General features: G+C 38.3%; 20 protein-coding genes. 14 read left to right on the top strand and 6 right to left on the bottom strand.

Annotated features, from left to right (window positions below; genetic code table 11):
• Positions 1–77: 77 nt before the first annotated feature.
• Positions 78–689 carry an NUDIX hydrolase gene (locus tag AC3ITD_RS11165; protein ID WP_056851230.1) on the bottom strand — a complete coding sequence of 204 codons (612 nt, stop codon included), beginning with the start codon at positions 687–689 and terminating at the stop codon, positions 78–80.
• Here AC3ITD_RS11165 and pyrE point away from each other — a divergent pair.
• From pyrE to AC3ITD_RS11200, 7 genes are all read left to right on the top strand, one after another.
• Complete coding sequence (gene pyrE / locus AC3ITD_RS11170) at positions 688–1,347, top strand: orotate phosphoribosyltransferase (RefSeq protein WP_463485755.1); 660 nt, start codon at positions 688–690, stop codon at positions 1,345–1,347. The genes AC3ITD_RS11165 and pyrE overlap by 2 nt on opposite strands.
• 45 nt (positions 1,348–1,392) lie before the next feature.
• Entirely contained in the window at positions 1,393–1,791 is a 399-nt protein-coding gene (locus AC3ITD_RS11175; RefSeq protein WP_265801264.1) for an SRPBCC family protein, read from the top strand.
• A 386-nt stretch (positions 1,792–2,177) separates the two neighbouring features.
• Positions 2,178–4,778, top strand: a complete 2,601-nt coding sequence (clpB, locus tag AC3ITD_RS11180; RefSeq protein WP_489366459.1) for an ATP-dependent chaperone ClpB — start codon at positions 2,178–2,180, stop codon at positions 4,776–4,778.
• 377 nt (positions 4,779–5,155) lie between these two features.
• Positions 5,156–5,809: a hypothetical protein gene (locus tag AC3ITD_RS11185; RefSeq protein ID WP_265801261.1), complete on the top strand. Its 654-nt coding sequence runs from the start codon at positions 5,156–5,158 to the stop codon at positions 5,807–5,809.
• A gap of 10 nt (positions 5,810–5,819) precedes the next feature.
• Positions 5,820–6,317, top strand: a complete 498-nt coding sequence (locus AC3ITD_RS11190) for a hypothetical protein (RefSeq protein WP_265801259.1) — start codon at positions 5,820–5,822, stop codon at positions 6,315–6,317.
• 457 nt (positions 6,318–6,774) lie between these two features.
• Positions 6,775–7,290: a DUF6646 family protein gene (locus AC3ITD_RS11195; protein WP_489366461.1), complete on the top strand. Its 516-nt coding sequence runs from the start codon at positions 6,775–6,777 to the stop codon at positions 7,288–7,290.
• Between the two features lie 169 nt (positions 7,291–7,459).
• Entirely contained in the window at positions 7,460–8,140 is a 681-nt protein-coding gene (locus AC3ITD_RS11200; protein WP_489366463.1) for an outer membrane beta-barrel protein, read from the top strand.
• A gap of 33 nt (positions 8,141–8,173) precedes the next feature.
• Here the strand turns inward: AC3ITD_RS11200 and AC3ITD_RS11205 are convergent, their stop codons facing one another.
• Positions 8,174–9,376: an MFS transporter gene (locus tag AC3ITD_RS11205; RefSeq protein WP_489366465.1), complete on the bottom strand. Its 1,203-nt coding sequence runs from the start codon at positions 9,374–9,376 to the stop codon at positions 8,174–8,176.
• Between the two features lie 106 nt (positions 9,377–9,482).
• Between AC3ITD_RS11205 and AC3ITD_RS11210 the strand changes: the two genes are divergently transcribed.
• Complete coding sequence (locus AC3ITD_RS11210) at positions 9,483–10,040, top strand: NADPH-dependent FMN reductase (RefSeq protein WP_489366467.1); 558 nt, start codon at positions 9,483–9,485, stop codon at positions 10,038–10,040.
• Positions 10,041–10,645: 605 nt separating this feature from the next.
• On the top strand, positions 10,646–11,248 hold the full coding sequence (locus AC3ITD_RS11215) for an outer membrane beta-barrel protein (protein ID WP_489366469.1): 603 nt from the start codon (positions 10,646–10,648) through the stop codon (positions 11,246–11,248).
• 165 nt (positions 11,249–11,413) lie between these two features.
• Here AC3ITD_RS11215 and AC3ITD_RS11220 read toward each other — a convergent pair whose 3' ends face one another.
• Positions 11,414–13,066: a M28 family metallopeptidase gene (locus AC3ITD_RS11220; protein ID WP_489366471.1), complete on the bottom strand. Its 1,653-nt coding sequence runs from the start codon at positions 13,064–13,066 to the stop codon at positions 11,414–11,416.
• Between the two features lie 441 nt (positions 13,067–13,507).
• Here AC3ITD_RS11220 and AC3ITD_RS11225 point away from each other — a divergent pair, with 441 nt between their 5' ends.
• The 3 genes from AC3ITD_RS11225 (at position 13,508) to AC3ITD_RS11235 (ending at position 15,037) form a co-directional block, all read left to right on the top strand.
• Positions 13,508–14,113, top strand: coding sequence for a hypothetical protein (locus tag AC3ITD_RS11225; protein WP_489366473.1), 606 nt, complete (start codon positions 13,508–13,510; stop codon positions 14,111–14,113).
• A gap of 148 nt (positions 14,114–14,261) precedes the next feature.
• Positions 14,262–14,576, top strand: coding sequence for a hypothetical protein (locus AC3ITD_RS11230; RefSeq protein WP_489366475.1), 315 nt, complete (start codon positions 14,262–14,264; stop codon positions 14,574–14,576).
• Positions 14,573–15,037: a hypothetical protein gene (locus AC3ITD_RS11235; RefSeq protein ID WP_489366477.1), complete on the top strand. Its 465-nt coding sequence runs from the start codon at positions 14,573–14,575 to the stop codon at positions 15,035–15,037. Before AC3ITD_RS11230 ends, AC3ITD_RS11235 begins: the two co-directional genes overlap by 4 nt.
• Positions 15,038–15,050: 13 nt before the next feature.
• Here AC3ITD_RS11235 and tnpC read toward each other — a convergent pair whose 3' ends face one another.
• From tnpC to tnpA, 3 genes are read right to left on the bottom strand one after another with little or no spacing between them, the layout of a single operon-like run.
• Positions 15,051–16,649: an IS66 family transposase gene (gene tnpC, locus AC3ITD_RS11240; protein ID WP_489366665.1), complete on the bottom strand. Its 1,599-nt coding sequence runs from the start codon at positions 16,647–16,649 to the stop codon at positions 15,051–15,053.
• Between the two features lie 50 nt (positions 16,650–16,699).
• A complete protein-coding gene (tnpB, locus tag AC3ITD_RS11245) occupies positions 16,700–17,038 on the bottom strand; it encodes an IS66 family insertion sequence element accessory protein TnpB (protein ID WP_489366479.1) in 339 nt (112 codons plus the stop codon).
• A 2-nt stretch (positions 17,039–17,040) separates the two neighbouring features.
• Positions 17,041–17,319, bottom strand: a complete 279-nt coding sequence (gene tnpA, locus AC3ITD_RS11250; RefSeq protein WP_489366481.1) for an IS66 family insertion sequence element accessory protein TnpA — start codon at positions 17,317–17,319, stop codon at positions 17,041–17,043.
• A gap of 74 nt (positions 17,320–17,393) precedes the next feature.
• Between tnpA and AC3ITD_RS11255 the strand changes: the two genes are divergently transcribed.
• Positions 17,394–17,762, top strand: a complete 369-nt coding sequence (locus AC3ITD_RS11255; RefSeq protein ID WP_489366483.1) for an integrase core domain-containing protein — start codon at positions 17,394–17,396, stop codon at positions 17,760–17,762.
• A gap of 222 nt (positions 17,763–17,984) precedes the next feature.
• Positions 17,985–18,191, top strand: coding sequence for a hypothetical protein (locus AC3ITD_RS11260; RefSeq protein ID WP_489366485.1), 207 nt, complete (start codon positions 17,985–17,987; stop codon positions 18,189–18,191).
• Positions 18,192–18,308 lie beyond the last annotated feature (117 nt).

The following is an 18,308-nucleotide window of genomic DNA, read 5'->3' on the forward strand; positions in this document are numbered from 1 at the left end:
AACCGATCGTTATGCTGAATTTACGCCTGCGCTCGTTTCTAACAAGCGCATAAATAACAAAGCGATTTAATCGCTAATTACAAAATCCCTCCAGCCCTCAACACGTCCATAATGGAAGGAAAAGTATTTTTCACTACCGGACCAAGATGGTTTTTATCAAGCCAAACGGCCTCGTCTATCCCCTCTTCCTTTTGAGGAACCAACTTTGGCTCGCCTTTTACAGTCATTCGATACCAGTTGGTTTTCTTGATCACCATTTTTGAACCATAAGGATAAACATGGTAAGTTTTACAAAGCTTTTCTTCTCGTTTAGCCACTTTAATTCCGCATTCCTCCTCCACTTCCCTTACCGCTGTTTCCTTCATATTTTCACCCTCCTCCAGCTTTCCTTTTGGCAAATCCCACTTTTTATTCCTAAAAATAAAGAGATAATTCCCGTTAACGCTTTCTACCAACCCGCCGGCAGCTTTTATAATTTCGCAGTTCTTTTTAAGCTTCCTGAATGTTTCCTGAGGGTTTTTGGTTAAGAAGATGTAGCTTTTTTTAGACCCATTTTTTAATTTTTTGTAAAATGTCTGCAAATCAAAATCCTGAAATTCAAGCTGTTGAATTTTTTCTTTTTGTTCTGGTAGAACATCTGATATAAAGAGGGTGTTATCGTTAATATAAATTCTGTATTTTTGGGCCATGTATAATAAAAGTGATATTGAACTAAAGGTAGCGGAATTTTTATTACAAATAAAGGCAATTAAATTACAACCTAATAATCCTTTTACCTGGGCATCTGGTTGGAAGTCGCCAATTTATTGCGATAACCGAATTACGTTATCTCATCCACAGGTGAGAACGTACATACGCCAGAAATTAGCACAGGCCATCCAAGAAGAATTTGGTTCGGTAGATGTTATTGCTGGAGTAGCAACCGCTGGAATTCCACAAGGCGTTTTAGTAGCTCAAGAGTTGGGATTACCTTTTATTTATGTTAGAGCTAAAGCAAAAGAACACGGTACAGGAAGCTTAATTGAAGGTGAAGTGGTAGAAGGGCAACGAGTAGTAGTGATTGAAGATCTCATTTCTACAGGAAAAAGCAGTTTACAAGCTGTTGATGCATTGAGAAGCGCCGGTTTATCAGTTGCTGGTTTAGCTGCAATTTTCACTTACGGATTTGAAAAAGCAGATGAAAACTTCGCTGCCGCTAAATGTCGTTACCTAACTTTATCAAACTATGCTGCCTTAATTGATTATGCTGCCGAGCACAGCATAATCGCCAAAAGCGACATGGAGTTATTAGGAAAATGGCGCTTAAACCCATCAGAGTGGGGACAAGTTATCAGTCCTGAGTCTTAAATCCAGAGTTCGCAGTATTTAAAATTAACCCTATAAAAATATATAATGACGATTATTGAAAGCGCTGTAGAGGTAAGTAAGCCCGTTGCGGAAGTTTATGCTTTTCTCTCAAACATGAATAACCATCAACAATTGATGCCCGAAAATATTTATAACTGGGAATCTACAGAAGACGAAGCTCGTTTCACCATCCAAAACATGGCAAAATTAGCGATCGCCATTTCTAATCGTGTTGAAAACCAGGAATTAACAGCAATTCCCACTGAAAAAGCACCTTTTGAGGTGGAATTAAAATGGACAGTTGCCGATAATGGAAATGGCACGACCACTGCAAAACACATCATCTCTGCAGATTTGAATATGATGATGAAAATGTTGGCTTCTGGTCCACTTCAAAAATTGGTCGATCATCAGACCCAGAAATTAAAAGAAATTTTGGGGTAAAATATCGCTAATTGCCAAACTAATTAAATGAGCCTAAAAACATTAATAGGCCAAAACATATCGAAAAGCATCTGTTGACCAAAAACGCAGATGCTTTTTTTGTGCGTTTAGGTTTCTTTGATACATGCAGTACTCTGCCCACCTAAACCTTATTGAAATGGAAAGCGCCCGATTTTTCATCGGGACTTTTAATGGAAAGAAGGGCTACAATTGCCAAGAACCACTTACTTATGTTTCCAAATCATTTAAACTATTTAACAAGACAAAATTTCAGCACAAATATTTAATAATCAGTAAATTAGTCATTATAACTTGAATCAGACAGACAAAATTTCCGATTGCAAAATCAAATTTGCTGTGGCATTTGTTTTGATTAAAACGGTTATATGAACTTCAACAACTTTACAATAAAAGCCCAGGAAGCAATTCAACAGGCTTCTGAAATAGCCCAAGGCAACCAGCAACAGGCTATTGAAACGGCACACCTGCTTAAAGGTTTGCTTACTGTTGATGAAAACGTGGTTTCTTATGTTTTGAAGAAACTAAACGTGAACCTTAATTTACTCAACCAAAATCTAGATGCAGAGATTGCAAGATTCCCGAAAGTTAGCGGAAGCAATGTCTATCTGTCATCAAATACAAATAGTGTTCTGCAAAAGGCACAAACATTTTTAAAAGAATTTAAAGATGAATTTGTATCGGTAGAACACCTCCTGTTAGGAATTTTGGCAGTGAATGACAGTACATCCAAATTATTAAAGGAACAAGGTGTTAACGAAAAAGACCTTAAAAAAGCCATTACTGAACTCCGTGGCGATAACCGTGTAACCGACCAAAATGCTGAGGCTACTTATCAGGCTTTAGGCAAATATGCCCGTAATTTAAATGAGTATGCCGAAAGCGGAAAGCTCGATCCGGTAATTGGCCGTGATGAAGAAATCCGTCGGGTGATTCAAATATTATCTCGAAGAACGAAAAATAATCCAATTTTAATTGGTGAGCCAGGTGTGGGTAAAACGGCAATTGCCGAAGGAATTGCTTTCAGAATTATTAAAGGTGATGTGCCTGAAAATTTGAAAAGTAAAACCGTTTATTCCCTTGATATGGGCGCATTAATTGCTGGAGCAAAATATAAAGGTGAGTTTGAAGAGCGATTGAAAGCGGTAGTGAAAGAGGTAACGCAAAGCGATGGTGACATCATTTTATTTATCGACGAAATTCACACCCTCGTGGGCGCAGGCGGCGGAGAAGGTGCTATGGATGCCGCTAACATCTTAAAACCAGCTTTGGCTCGTGGTGAATTAAGGGCAATTGGTGCCACCACTTTGGATGAATATCAAAAATATTTAGAAAAAGATAAAGCCTTGGAACGTCGCTTCCAAAAGGTGATGGTAGAGGAACCTGATACACAGGATGCAATTTCTATTCTTCGCGGTTTGAAAGAACGCTATGAAACCCACCATAAAGTGCGGATTAAAGATGAAGCAATTATCGCTGCAGTAGAAATGAGTCAGCGTTATATTTCTGATCGTTTCTTGCCAGATAAAGCCATCGATTTAATGGATGAAGCGGCTTCGAAATTACGCATGGAAATGGACAGTGTTCCAGAAAATGTAGATGCTTTGGATCGCGAAATTATGCGACTTGAAATTGAACGTGAGGCGATCAAACGCGAAAAAGATGACCGTAAAGTTCAGGATCTATCAGAAGAAATTGCCAATTTATCTGCTGAACGCGATGAGCTGAAAGCAAAATGGCAGGGCGAAAAAGACCTTGTTGATGCGGTAAATAATCAACTGGAACAGATTGAGCATTATAAATTAGAGGCTGAACAGGCCGAACGTGCCGGAGACTATGGCAAAGTTGCCGAAATCCGTTACGGAAAAATTAAAGAAGCGCAGGATCAGGTAGAAAAGCTGAAAGCCGATTTGGAAAACCAGCAAACAGATAGCCGGATGCTAAAAGAGGAAGTAACTGCTGACGATATTGCAGGCGTGGTAGGTAGATGGACAGGCATTCCGGTTACCAAGTTAATTGCTAGCGAAAGGGAGAAATTATTGAACCTCGAACACGAATTGCACCAGCGGGTAGCCGGACAGGATGAGGCTATAGAAGCCATTTCTGATGCGATTCGCCGCTCGCGTGCAGGTTTACAAGACAAGCGCAAACCAATTGGTTCGTTTATTTTCCTGGGTACAACCGGGGTAGGTAAAACAGAGTTGGCCAAGGCTTTGGCGGAATTTTTATTTAACGATGAAAATGCCTTAACCCGGATCGACATGAGTGAATACCAGGAGCGCCACGCTGTTTCCCGCTTAATTGGTGCGCCTCCGGGATATGTAGGCTACGATGAAGGTGGGCAATTAACCGAAGCTGTTCGGCGTAAACCTTATTCGGTTGTATTGCTTGATGAGATTGAAAAAGCGCATCCGGATGTGTTTAACATCTTATTGCAGGTATTAGATGATGGCCGTTTAACTGATAATAAAGGCAGAACGGTGAATTTTAAAAATACAATCATCATCATGACATCGAATATTGGAGCGCACTTAATCCAAGATAATTTCAAAAATCTAACTGATGAAAACCGGGATGAAGTAATTGCAAAAACTAAAAACGAATTGTTCGAGGTATTAAAACAAACCATCAGACCGGAGTTTCTAAATCGAATTGATGAATTAATCATGTTTACGCCGTTAAATCGCAATGAACTTAGAGATATTGTGGCATTACAATTTAAACATGTACAGCAAACACTTGCCGAAATGGGAATTGAAATGGATGCAAGTGAGGAAGCACTTGATTGGTTGGCACAGCTTGGTTACGATCCGCAGTTTGGTGCCCGACCATTGAAAAGAGTTATTCAAAAAAGAATCTTGAATGAATTATCGAAGGAAATATTAGCCGGTAAGATCGATAAAGACAGTAAAATTAAGTTAGATATGTTTGATCACAATTTTGTGTTCCTGAACCAGAAACAAGATTAAATATTATATCGGTAAATGAAATCCCGCAGATTAATTTCTGCGGGATTTTTTTTGATTACGCCCATAACAATGCATTTTAATGTTCGCAGTTAAGCGAAGGATGACTATCGTTAATACCTGGTCTTCAATTTTTCTTCTTCTTTAGGCCCTTCGTCCTTCACGTGAAAACAGAATCGTGATGCCGGCTGATAACGTTGATTTTTAAGATCCCCAGCCAAGCTGAGAATGACGCCGGTTCATTTTGGCATTTAAACACCTATTACGTCAACAAACCTGCAGCTGTAAAATTGATTTTACAATGCAATACGTTCATTTTAGGCTATTGTTTTTTGTATCGATAATGATTATTATTGATTACACACAAAAACACAACACAAATGAAACCTAAATTAATCATCTTGGTGCTTCTATGCGCCATCAGTTGGCGTAGCCATGCGCAAACTGAAAAAGGTTCTGGCTTCGCCGGAATAAGCCTGAGCTTCGGAACCTCGAAACAAAACGATGCTACAGCCAGTATTAACACCTTTACGGCAACGCCGAGGGGCGGCTATTTCATTGCAAATAATCTCGCTATCGGGCTTGAAATTCCTTTAAATCTTTCAAAGCTTCGCGGTGAAAGTTACATTACATGGGATGAAGAAGATGGGCGCTACGAAGACCGTTATGGTCCGAAAGAATTCAGTTTCGGGCTCTCGCCTTTCATTCGCAAGTACATAGAGGTTAAAGAACGATTCAAATTTTTCGTTCAGGCGAATCTGCTCCTGCAAATTAACACTTTCAATCGAGTAGATGATGCAGGTTATCTGATTCGAACAGATGCACGAGCAAAAGGTTGGGGCGCTAGCTTAGCTCCTGGCTTCACCTATCTATTATCTGATGATTCAAGCCTCGATTTTTCATTCCCAATCTTAAGCTTTTTCCACCAAAATTATTATGCCGAAGAATCACTATATAATTTTGATAAGAAAAATAACCTGAGACTGGCACTTGATAACTTCACACCCACTTTTACCATAAACTTCCACTTCTAAACATACTCATATGAAAAATTTGCTAAACCAAGTTATGGGCTTAAGAAGTTCCGTTGTAGTTATTCTGCTAGTCATTACTATGCAGGCAAATGCACAAAGATTCCGTGGGAAAATAGATTATTACAGTAGTGCACTATCTGAATTTGATGGAAAAATTAAATCCATTGATGATGTACAGATTGAATATTATCTGAGTGCACTTTCTGAATTTAATGGAAAAGTTAAAGCCATTGGAAATATTTCAGTAGAATATTACCTCAGTGCCATACCAGAGTTTAATGGTAAAATAAAATCTATTGGCAATAAAAATGTAGAATATTATTTATCTGCCTTGCCCGGAATCACCGGTAAAATAAAATCCATCGGTTCCATTAAATTCGAATACAATTTTACTAATTCTCCAAAAAGTGATGGCAAGGTAAAATCTATTCAGAATGAAGGTGACGATCTGGATTCTGAAGATGCATTAGACAATTACTATTTAATTGAACGGTTAAATCGCCAATAATTTAAGATTTAGAAGTTTATAGGATGTATCATAAATCAATATCCCCCGAACGTTGTCGCGTTGAGCCTTTCGAAACGGCTACAAGGCTTTAGAGCAAGTCGGACGATAGGTTCGGGTTATCATTTAATATATATGATACATTCCTCTTTTTTATTTAATATACACTGAAAACCCATTTAAACCATAAGCCGACAGAATTTATTCCGTTATAATTTCCTTAAAAATCTTTTCTTATATATTTCCATCGCCAAATCGGCTTGCTAAATATCCTTATAGCAATTACATCCTGTAATACCAGCTTTATTAAAGCTGCATTAAATTTAAATTTTTCTTTGTAAACGGTTATCTCCTATCGGGATAAATTATTTTCCAACAGACGCACTAAGCTAGTTTCTGGAATACAGGCAGAGAATGAAGACCAGAATTTATTAATTACCCATAAAATCAATTGTTTAAAATGAAAAGAATTATTACTTGCTTATTTTTACTGGTTATTGCCTACACACAGGCAAATGCACAAAGTGATGCCTACAAAGGCAAAGACGATTTAAGATTTCAGGTTGGTGCAAGTCTCCAAAAATGGGGTACCGGAATTGTGACTACGCTTGATTATGGCTTAGGCCAAAGCTTCTCCATCGGCGCACAGGCCGGCTATTTACTTGGCGTAAAATCTTTTGATGGGATAGAAAAACCAGGCTTCGGCGACCGTTTTGATCTTAAAGCCAGATTTAACGCAAATTTAGGAAGTGTGATTGGCTTGCCCGCTAATGTAGACTTATACCCTGGATTAAATCTGGGCCTAAAAAACTTTGGCGCTCATGTTGGCGGAAGAGTTTTCTTTGATAAAGGCTTCGGGCTTTTTACAGAAGCGCAATTTCCGATTGCAAAATATAATGATGATGCAATCGGCTATGAGCGATTGAACAATCAATTCTCTTTTAACATTGGCGTTGCATTCGATTTAGGAAAATAGTATCCTAACAAATCGCAGTTTTCAGTTAAAATTCAACCATTTAAAAGCATTGGCATTTGAGCCGATGCTTTTTCATTTTCCCAAAATTAAACATTTCATTAAAACCACCTAAAAAGCTAGTTCTTGTTTTTTTTTGTGTTATAATTGCGCCAAAATATAAACACATAGAATGAAAAAACAACTATTATTAGTAGCAGTATTATGTACTGCTGCATTTATTTCGAATGCTCAAACCGATAAGGGCAACACGATGATTGGTGGATCAATCGGGTATGGTAAAAATGAGCTGAAACCAGCCAATACGACAAATTATGGCGCTAGCGAATCTACTTTTTTCAATGTAGTGCCAAGGGTTGGCCACTTCTTTAGCAAAAATCTAGCAATTGGTTTAGGCATTGGCTACAATGAAACAAAAAATGTATCAGATCAATTTTTCACTATCGGCAATACGCCAATAGTAACTACTTCAATTCAACGAAATAAGTCATTTAATGTCGGCCCGTTTGTGAGATATTATCTAGATATTACAGATAAATTCAAATTTTTTGGCCAGGCTAATTTCGATGTTGCATTTGGAAAAATTAACCAATCACTTAGCGGAACCGGCAACTTCGATTATCAAAGTGTAGTATCCAAATCGACAACCTACAACGCTTCAATTAACCCTGGTTTCGCGTTTTTTCCAGCGAAGAAATGGGCAGTTGAGTTCTCTTTTCCGCTGCTGGCGTACAGCAAACAAAACAGTAAGGGCGATGATGATAATCAAAACGTAACCGCTTATAAAAGCAATAGTTTCACTTTTGGCTTAAATACATTTTTACCTAATTTAGGTTTAAATTTCCATTTTTAGAAATTTATCCCGCCTGGATAACGGCGGGATTTATTATTTTTTATTGCTTTCAATATTTGGCAAAAATCCGGTTAGTAATCCTATCAGAGGCAAAAAGGCACAGATATTAAAAACATGTTCAATACTGGTAGCATCTGCAAGTTTACCTAAAAGTGCAGAGCCTATCCCTCCCATTCCAAAAGCAAAACCGAAAAACAATCCAGCTACTAAGCCAACCTTCCCAGGAATCAATTCTTGTGCATAAACCAGGATGGCAGAAAAGGCCGAAGCCAAAATCATCCCGATAGGAACGATTAAAATACCTATCCAAAATAAATTGGCATGAGGTAGCAATAATGCAAATGGTGCTGTGCCTAAAATTGAAGCCCAAATCACATATTTACGCCCAATTTTATCGCCAATTGGACCACCTAATAACGTTCCCGCAGCTACCGAAAATAGAAATACAAATAAGTAAATCTGCGAGGTTTGTACAGAAACGTCAAATTTATTGATGAGGTAAAAAGTAAAATAGCTGGTTAGACTGGCCATGTAGAAATATTTCGAAAAAATAAGCAACAACAGGATAACTACCGAAAAAACAATTTTATTTCTCGAGAATTGATTGGCGACAGTAGCAACAGCAGCTTTTTTGCTTCTGGAAAGGACAAAACCTTTGTACCAATTACCTACATAACTCAAAATCACAATGGCCAATAATGCGATGATAGAAAACCAAACCACACTAAATTGGCCATAGGGTACAATAATCCAAGCAGCTAAAAGCGGCCCTAAAGAGCTCCCTGCATTTCCACCCAATTGGAAAACCGATTGTGCCAAACCTTTTTTCCCTCCAGATGCAGCATGCGCCATTCGGGATGCTTCAGGGTGAAATATAGATGAGCCGACACCGATTAGCGCCACCGAAATTAACATGGTGTAAAAATGGGTGGATTGCGACAAGGTAATTAAGCCGATTAAAGTGAAACCCATGCCGACCGCTAGTGAATATGGTTGCGGTCTTTTATCAGTATACATCCCTACAAATGGCTGCAATAAAGAGGCGGCCAGCTGGAAGGTTAGCGTAATTAAGCCAATTTGAGAGAAACTGAGTTTGTAATTTGTTTTAATGATAGGATAAATCGCCGGAATAAGCGATTGAATCGTATCATTTAATAAATGTGAAAAACTTAAGGCAAACAATATCGGGAATATGGTTTTTTCGATAATGGCTTTAGAAGGATTCTGCTCGTTCATAAAAGGAAATAAATACGATGGCAAAAGTAGTGATAAAAATTTCTAACATAATTAAGCGCTACAGCGTGACTCTCAAACATTTTTACCGAGATGTGGTTTAATCCTTATGGAAAAAAACAGAAAAATTGTGGGCCTTTGTGGAAGCCTTAGAAAAGGCTCTTACAACGCAATGTTGCTTAAATTTGCTGGAACGTTAGTACCAGCCGGTACAGAATTTGAAATCGTTTCTTATGATGATGTTCCGGTTTATAACGCCGATTACGATACACCTGAAATGCCAGAAAGACCATCTAGCGTAGTTAAATTTAGAGAAGCTTTGGCTCAGGCAGATGCTTTTATCATTGCCTCCCCAGAGTACAATTATTCTGTTCCCGGAGGATTGAAAAATGCAATTGACTGGGCCAGTAGAGGAAAAGATGCGCCATTAATGCACAAACCCGTTGCGCTACTAGGTGCTACTCAAGGCATGTGGGGTACAGTTAGAATGCAAACTGCATTTCTTCCAATTTTTACTTTTTTGAATATGAACCCCGTTTTGCAACCGGAAGTTTTAATTGCGCAAGCACAAGATAAATTTGATGAGGAGGGTAATCTAACGGATGAGAAAACCATCAATTTGATCAAGAGAAAGATTGAGAACCTGATTGTTGCCTCCAAGGTTTAAGGGATTTTACAAAAGATTATAGGCTCTTCGCTTGAAATGATGATTATTATCCGTTGAGGTTGCGTAGCTTGTCGAAAGACTTGGTCAAATATAGCCCAGGTGTTTCGACAGGCTCAACAGGACAGCATCTGGGCAAAATGGTCTTTATGATACAGCCTTCTCACTTTGTAAGTAAACAAAAATTGCTTCTCACAGTTGTGATTTTATCTTTGATTAAATGAACCCGCAGCACGACTGCAAATCTTAAATCATATTGAAGGCTCAGCTTCGATATCCTCCACTACAACCTAATAATTCCTTTCAGTGATATTCCTAAAAGATGTCAAAGCTTCCGAAAAAAACTGACAAGAATCGGAAATAAACTAAATTGTCAATTTGGCACCTACCAAAAATTAATCACTCGATTAAGTTTTAGTCACACAAAAATAATAAAGAATTAACATAGATTTTATATCTAATTCGCTATTAGGCGATTGGCTAAAAACTGATTTTTTAATGACGCTGACAGCATTTTTTGGCACTGACATTGACTTTTAACCAAATATAGTCAGATATTAAAAAAGTAAAACTGACTGTTTTTTTAAACAAATAAATAATAAAAAAAGATGAAAAAACTATTATTATCAGTAGTAGCAGTTGCAGGTTTAGTGTATGGAGCAAATGCACAAACAGAAAAAGGAAAAGTAATTTTAGGTGGTAATGTGGGCTTCAATTCTACAAAAGTAGAAGGTGCGGCAAAATCTGATGTTAGCTTCAGCGTAGTACCAAGTGTTGGTTATTTTGTTGACAATAATTTCGCAATTGGTACCGGCGTAGGTTACAATTACAACAAACAAGTAAGTGAAAATACCTTAAACCAGGCATTCGTAGTAGCACCTTTTGGCCGTTACTATGTTGGTTTATCAGATCAATTCAAATTTTTCGGGCAATTATCAGTTCCGATGGCGTTTGGAAACAATAAAATAGTAAACGATAATGGCGATACTGGTGCTAAAGTAGCCTCTACAACCAGCATTGGTGTAAACATTGCACCTGGTTTTGCTTTTTTTCCTACCAAAAGAATTGGTATCGAAGTATCAGTTAACGGTTTAGGATACAATAACCTAAATGTTAAAAATGAGATCACTGGAGGCGAAGTTTCTTCAAACTCATTCGGTTTAGAAGCAAATACTTTCGCTCCAAAATTGGGCGTTCAGTTCCACTTTTAATCGGAACGGTTTATCTTAAAAAAAGCCTCAGATTCGCAGATTCTGAGGCCTTTTTTTTGCTTTCGTCATTTCGACCGAAGTGGAGAAATCTTTAAAAAATGAGTAACACCCTTAAATAAATTGAGGAGGCCGAACGGGTGAAAAAAATCAATGAACTACTGATTCTTATTTCTTTTCTCTTATCGCTTTAAATTCCGATCCATCTTTCCACTTCGGATAAACATCTTCCTTACTTAAACGGTAACCCATATCAAAAACCAATCTCACATCTTCAACAATTCCTGATAAATCCCAGGTTTTTGCATCAAAATTATCTTGCGGTGAATGATATCTGAATTTGGTAAAATCAGATACTTGTTTTAAACCCCACTCCCGGCCATTCTTTATATTATCAACTCCAGAACCCGTAAATAGCGATGGTACACCAACTTTCGCTAAGTTAAAATGATCAGAGCGGTAGTATAAACCAGAAGAAGGAACCGGATCTGGAACCACAACCCTACCCTGCTTTTTAGCTGAAGCAGAGGCGTAATCTTCTAACTCAGACTGACCGAAGCCATAAACCACAATGTCTTTGGTTTTGCCAGCAATCCCCATCATATCCATATTGATATTGGCAACCGTTTTATCTAGAGGAAAAGAAGGATGTTTGGAATAGTATTCTGATCCCAGTAAACCTTGCTCTTCCGCGGTGTAGGAGATGAACAAAATAGTTCTGTTTGGTGCTTTTGGCAACTTCTTAAATGCCGAAGCGAGTTCGAACAATGACGCTATACCAGTTGCATTATCAACTGCACCATTATAAATGGAGTCTCCTTGAATCTTCTCACCAATGCCTAAATGATCCCAGTGAGCTGAATAAATAATAGCCTCATTTTTTCGGGTAGTGCCCGGTATTTTTGCCAAAACGTTATAAGTAACCGACTTTTTGATCGTATTCTTTACGACTAAGGAAGTGGTTGCATTTAAATCTACCGCCTTAAAATTTTTGTTCCTGGCAGCCGAAAATAAGGCATCACTCTGACCAGCCATTTTGAAAAGTGCCTTGGCCTTATCTAAAGAAATCCAACCCTCAATAACCGTTCTATTCATGCCGTTATCTACCGATTGCAAATTCAGTTTCGATTTCGACCAGCCACTGCGCACCACTGTCCAAGGGTAAGCTGCAGGTTCAGTATCATGAATAATTAAAACTGCCGCAGCACCCTGCCTCGAGGCTTCCTCGAATTTATAAGTCCAGCGACCGTAGTAAGTCATGTTTTTACCTTTAAACAAAGTCGAATCCGAAAAGCCCGGATCGTTGATCATAACCACAACCGTTTTGCCTTTCACATCCAAATTTTTATAATCATCCCAGCCGTATTCTGGAGCTACAATGCCATAACCAGCAAAAACCAAAGGCGAATTTTTTATGTTCACTTCATCTTGTACACGGCGTGATCCTGCAACGAAATCCGTTAAATAATCCAGAATTAAACTCCCTGATTTCCCTTGAATCACCATCTTACTTTCAGGTACGGATTTAATCTCCACCATAGGCACTTCCTGAAAAAAGCTATCGCCATTGCCGGGTTGTAAACCTAATTTTTCAAATTCCAGTTTCAAATAATTAATGGTCTTAGTTTCGCCACTGGTAAAGGGTTTTCTCCCTTCCAGGCTGTCTGCAGCAATTGCTGATAAATAATGAGTTAAGCTCGAATCGTTGATGGCTTTGATGGCCAGCGAATCTGGGCCGTTGCTAATACTATTTTCTTTTGCCTGCTTGCAGGAGTGAGCAAACAAGGCAATTGCCACCCCGTAAAATAAGATTTTGTTCATTGAAAATATTTTAAGCTGGTAATTTAAGAAAAAATAGCGATTCGATGTTTTAAGGATCTGGAGCGCACCAACAGAAGCATTTTTTTGATTTAGCTTCCCGCTATCCATCTTAAGTTTTAAACATCGATAAGCTGGCGATAGGAAAGTAATTACAAATCAAAACTTAATCATTACTATCGGGGCTAGATGGCGAGAACAGTAAAATATTAAGGCTCCAGATGCGAAACGATTTATGGTTCCCCCCTATTGCGATCGTGCAAATATTCTCTATTTTAGTAGAATTAAATTATATCTGAACGCTCTTATCATTTTTTCCAATTTTAGTATGAGCTGATTTATTTAATAAGATATTCGTAAAGCCATGTTTTTTTTGAGGTTTTATGCACTGAATATATTTTAGATTTGCGCAATTGCGTAAAGATAGATGTTAGCTGATATTTTATGACAGAACCTTGGACAACAGAAGAAACAAATGAATATGACAAGTTATTTAGGACTTGCCAGACTTTAGTTGGACAAAAAATCGAACGAGTTATTTTTTATTTGGACGAAGATGACATTGATTTTAATGAACAGCCAAACGCATACGGTAAAAGCCTTTTGAATGCAATCGAAATTAAAATTTCTGGACAGACATATTGTTTAGGTAACTTATTCTTTGGTAAAAATTATAATGGACTGAATATTTTAGTTGGGAAAACCACTGATTTTGAAAACGTTGAAGATAAGAAACCTGTTGTTTACCCTTCTGAAATTGTCGGACAACAAATTACAAATACCGCAATTTATTGGACGAAATCGAATTGGGGAAAATATTTTGTTCCACAAGAAATCGAATTTAGAACTGAAAATAGTTTTTTAATTTGTTCAGCAATTGAAGTAAATAATGGAGAAGTAAACTGCCCTTTAACAGATGAAATTCTTATCGCTGAAAATGACTTGGGCTTGAAAAAATTTCAACTTGGTGAATACGGAATTGGGACAAATGAAAGATATGTATTTGACAGTTTAGACGAACTAACGAAAAAGGAAATAAACATCAGCTAACAAGGGTTTTGCGTCAGGCGGGCAGAAGTGCAAAATTCAACAGCAATTTTTCAATTGAACATTAGTAATAATATCAGCTTCTGTGGTTCGAAATCCCGCCCGAACGCCAAGCCCCGAAACGTTAGCTGCAAGCTTAAAAACCAACATTATGTTCAAACGACTATTTCAAAAACGTAAATCTGACGGACTTTCCAAAATTGAATATTGGAAAAAATGGGAGTTGTTTGAATTGTTTGACGAGTTACACAAAGCAGAAAATCTTTTGATTGATATTTTAGATAAAAAAAGGATGACGAACTCAATAAATTCAAGAACGAATTTATTGAAGACCTATATGAAATTGAAGGAGATAATGTTGCAGACTTCACAAGAATTTGGGAATGGTTCACACCGACAAAAGAATGGGAACTATTTTGTGACTACACGGACAGAAATTAGGTATCAACATATTTCGCATAATTGACAAATGGAAAAGAAATCAAGATTTTATTGCTGGAACCAAAGTTATGCTCAATGATGAATTTGTTGTTGACAACTGAAATAAAACGAGAATTTAAGACCCCTTTGGGAGTTATTCGTTGCGGATTTATCTGTAAAGGACGAGACCGTGCTATTGAAACACAGAAATATGAAAACGGCAGTTCGGAAATTTTTAAAACAAACGGACACAAAATTGAAATCGTTTCATTTAAAATAAAAGTCCCGCTTTATAATGGCGACAGCTTGACTGACAGTTTCGGCTGGATTTTTAGGATTGAAAAAACGACTTCAATTGTCGAAAAGCTTGAAACCTATTGTTTGCTTGACAAAATCAATGACGAAATAACCTTCGACACAGCGACGGGAGAACACCTGGACGCGATACAAGCAGACAATAATGAATGGACATTGCATATTGGAACAGAAGACGTATGCAGCCTATAAAGTACATATCTAATTAACCATTTATATTTTTAAAGTTCTGTGGATACAGGTCTTTAATTTTCTTGTGTTTTATGGACATAATATTTTCCAGCGTGTATTTAAGCCACTTGTAGGGATTAACCTCATGTTTTTTGCAGATCGCAAAGAAAGAATAGATCATTGCTGATCTTTGCGCCGCTTGGTGGCTTCCTGCAAAGAGATAGTTTTTCCTGCCCAGGCTCACCGGTCTTATTGCATTTTCTACCAGGTTATTGTCGATTTGAAGGCTGCCATCATAAAGGTATGCACTTAAGGCATCCCATCTTGCATAAGCATAGGCCATTGCCTTTCCAATCTGGCTTTTGGGCAATGTTATCTTGATTTCTTCAAAGATCCATTTGCCGATATCATTCAACATTGGTAATGATTTCTCCAGGCGGAGTTCTTTTGCCTGATCTGCAGATAAACCTTGTTCTCTGATTTTTCGTTCCACAGCATAAAGCTTCTGGATCATCAACAAGGCTTTTTCAGCTCTTGGTTTATCATTATCAAGTGCTTTTTCAAACTCACGTCGGGCATGGGCCCAGCAGGCCAGGTGTATGATATCTTTGCTTTGTGCATATTTTTGGTATACCGCATAGCCATCAGTCTGGAGGTAGCCCTTGAAGCTGCCCAGGATTGGTACAGGCGCACTACTCCCACGGGTAGGACTGTAATCAAATAATACGGTTCCATCCAAGGGAGAATGGTAGACCCAGTAATAACCTTGATGGCAAGCGCCTTTTTTGTCACTATCCATTACCCTTATCGGGGTTTCATCGACTTGTAGATATCCCTTTGTTTTTGTGTTGAAGACGAGCTGATCATATAGTGGTTCAAGTTTTTCGAGTGCCTGTTTTGTCCAGCCTTCGATTGTGGAAGAAGGGATCTGGATATTCTCCCTGGCGAAGCGCTGCTTCTGCCGGTAAAGGGGAAGGTGGTCGATATACTTGTCGGTAAGTATGGAGGCCAGCAAACCTGCTCCCGGTATTCCCTTATCTATGACACGCTCGGGCAGTTCTGCAATACTTACCCCATCCCCGTTTTTTCCTGCGTATTTGTAGCGGATATAACGCTTTATGAAAAAGCGTGCCGGTTCACATTCCAGTTCCTCGGTAATTTCTTTCCCAATACACACCATTTCTGTAAGATCACCCTGTGGATGGATCTCAATCTCTTCTACGGGAAGGTGGGATGGTAACTTTGCACGTCCATGGTGATTGGGGCGTTTGCGCACATATTCTATCTTTTGTTTGACCTCTTCCTGCTGTAACAGGGTCACCTGAACAGGAGTTTCAAAGGGAAGCATTGCCTGGTTTGGATCACCCTCAAAGCGTTCACGCTTCTGTCCGAACTGCATGCGTTTGTACATGGCAACCTGTGCTTTCAGGTAGTCTACCTGCTCACCGAGCGCCGAGATAGTACTGTGATTTTCAAGAATGGCAGTTTCATTATTGAGCATAATCTTTTCATGGTCCTGAATAACTTTCTCATGATTCTGAATAACTTTTTTATGCTCGGAAATAATCTGGTCACGGGCGGAAATGATCTTTAAAAGATCTTCCTTTGATAAGTTTTCCAGTGCCGTTTCCATACCATAAAAATACAAAAAAGCCATGGCTTGGGCAAGTAAAAAGTGTGTTTTTAGACTAATGAATACCGTTTTTTTGTTATACTCCTCACCACGTGTATACCTTCAACCATCAGAACAAGATCGCTCCAGGATATAAGATTACCATCTTTGGTGGGACGGCGAAAAGTACCACTTTCAAGTCTTTTATAATACAGTACAAACCCTCCATGCTCCCAGTGGAGAAGCTTGATGCGTGTGCCACTTTTATTAAGAAAAATGAACACATCCCCACTTATAGGGGAGCTGCCCAGCTCGGAACTAACCAGCCCGCAGAGGCCGTCAAAACTTTTGCGCATGTCACAGCCGGGCTTATAGAGGTGATAAATATGGGAAGAACTCAATGAAAACATAGCTAGTACAGCTTTATTAAATGCGATAGCATTTTCAGGTCATTGCCGGGTGCCTTGATAATTACTCCGTTTGGGTAAACAACCTCTACAGCTGTCGAAATTGTAACTGGAGGGATGGTAACTCTAACAAAATTGGGAACAGCTTTTTTTCGTCTATTGCACGATACGCAGTTAGCAAAAGTGGTACGTTTGACTCCAAGGGTCTTGCAGTATTCATTCTGGCTAAGCCCACTGGTGCGCCAAGCCTCAACTGCTAACATTTTTTCTTCTGATGTTCTCATATATTTCTTTTATGCAAAGAAAAACATCGTGAAAGTTATTTAAAAGATGTAATTGGTAGGCTGCTTACCTTAATATGGAGATAGATTACTCACTTCCGGCATTGCGAGTTATAAGAGCCTTGGATGAACTAAAACAATATAGGGAGCTTCCAAAAAAAATAAGAATGGATAATGGGCCGGAGTTCATCTCGCATAAGTTGGATGAATGGGCAAAGGAAAACAATGTTGAACTAGTTTTTATCCAGCCAGGAGAGCCAACACAGAACGCATATATTGAAAGATTGAATGGAAGCATAAGAAGAGAATTATTAAATGCTTACATATTTCACTCCCTGGATGATGTAAGGGAGAAAGTGGAGGAATGGATGGTGGATTACAATTACCATCGACCACACCAGGCATTAGACTTCAAATCTCCGGTAGATTTATTACAGGAAATTTGAGGACAAAATTATACTTTTGAATGGTCTGAAAAACGGGGGAGCTTACAAAATAGTGAAACTTATCAAGTTATTTTTCCAGCCTTATTTCTATTAATTCTTGGCGGTTATGGACTATGGAGGATATCGAAGGATTACAAGATTGTTAAAGTTTTATCCAACCAGACCTTAGAGCAAAAGAAGAAAATAATTGAGGAATTCATAACGACCATAAACATTAAAAGTTTGTCGGTCGAAAAAGACATTTATAAAATTCAATACAGAAGTAAATTATGGGTTTCAGTAGATGTCTTTATCGCATTTGACAATGATTTTTATTATTTAAATGCAAAAGCCTCTGACTACGGAAGTAAAGGAATTATAGATTTCGGAATTACTAGTAGGGGTTTAAAAAAGTTAGAAAATTATTTTACAGGTAAAGCCAGCTTATAGCAGCGGCTTTGCAAATTGTTGGGCGACAAGCGATATGCGAGTTTAGTAATTATTTATTACGTTAGCATAGGATAATTTCATTAAGTAGAATTAGAAATTCGCAAAGCCCTGAAACGT

The sequence above is a fragment of the Pedobacter sp. KH_004 genome (genome assembly GCF_057840755.1).

Excerpts from the sequence above, each read along its gene's own strand:
- pyrE (WP_463485755.1), top strand. The coding sequence starts at position 688 with ATGTATAATAAAAGTGATATTGAACTAAAGGTAGCGGAATTTTTATTA.
- AC3ITD_RS11165 (WP_056851230.1), bottom strand. The coding sequence starts at position 689 with ATGGCCCAAAAATACAGAATTTATATTAACGATAACACCCTCTTTATA.
- AC3ITD_RS11175 (WP_265801264.1), top strand. The coding sequence starts at position 1,393 with ATGACGATTATTGAAAGCGCTGTAGAGGTAAGTAAGCCCGTTGCGGAA.
- clpB (WP_489366459.1), top strand. The coding sequence starts at position 2,178 with ATGAACTTCAACAACTTTACAATAAAAGCCCAGGAAGCAATTCAACAG.
- AC3ITD_RS11185 (WP_265801261.1), top strand. The coding sequence starts at position 5,156 with ATGAAACCTAAATTAATCATCTTGGTGCTTCTATGCGCCATCAGTTGG.
- AC3ITD_RS11190 (WP_265801259.1), top strand. The coding sequence starts at position 5,820 with ATGAAAAATTTGCTAAACCAAGTTATGGGCTTAAGAAGTTCCGTTGTA.
- AC3ITD_RS11195 (WP_489366461.1), top strand. The coding sequence starts at position 6,775 with ATGAAAAGAATTATTACTTGCTTATTTTTACTGGTTATTGCCTACACA.
- AC3ITD_RS11200 (WP_489366463.1), top strand. The coding sequence starts at position 7,460 with ATGAAAAAACAACTATTATTAGTAGCAGTATTATGTACTGCTGCATTT.
- AC3ITD_RS11205 (WP_489366465.1), bottom strand. The coding sequence starts at position 9,376 with ATGAACGAGCAGAATCCTTCTAAAGCCATTATCGAAAAAACCATATTC.
- AC3ITD_RS11210 (WP_489366467.1), top strand. The coding sequence starts at position 9,483 with ATGGAAAAAAACAGAAAAATTGTGGGCCTTTGTGGAAGCCTTAGAAAA.
- AC3ITD_RS11215 (WP_489366469.1), top strand. The coding sequence starts at position 10,646 with ATGAAAAAACTATTATTATCAGTAGTAGCAGTTGCAGGTTTAGTGTAT.
- AC3ITD_RS11220 (WP_489366471.1), bottom strand. The coding sequence starts at position 13,066 with ATGAACAAAATCTTATTTTACGGGGTGGCAATTGCCTTGTTTGCTCAC.
- AC3ITD_RS11225 (WP_489366473.1), top strand. The coding sequence starts at position 13,508 with ATGACAGAACCTTGGACAACAGAAGAAACAAATGAATATGACAAGTTA.
- AC3ITD_RS11230 (WP_489366475.1), top strand. The coding sequence starts at position 14,262 with ATGTTCAAACGACTATTTCAAAAACGTAAATCTGACGGACTTTCCAAA.
- tnpC (WP_489366665.1), bottom strand. The coding sequence starts at position 16,649 with ATGGAAACGGCACTGGAAAACTTATCAAAGGAAGATCTTTTAAAGATC.
- tnpB (WP_489366479.1), bottom strand. The coding sequence starts at position 17,038 with ATGTTTTCATTGAGTTCTTCCCATATTTATCACCTCTATAAGCCCGGC.
- tnpA (WP_489366481.1), bottom strand. The coding sequence starts at position 17,319 with ATGAGAACATCAGAAGAAAAAATGTTAGCAGTTGAGGCTTGGCGCACC.
- AC3ITD_RS11255 (WP_489366483.1), top strand. The coding sequence starts at position 17,394 with ATGGAGATAGATTACTCACTTCCGGCATTGCGAGTTATAAGAGCCTTG.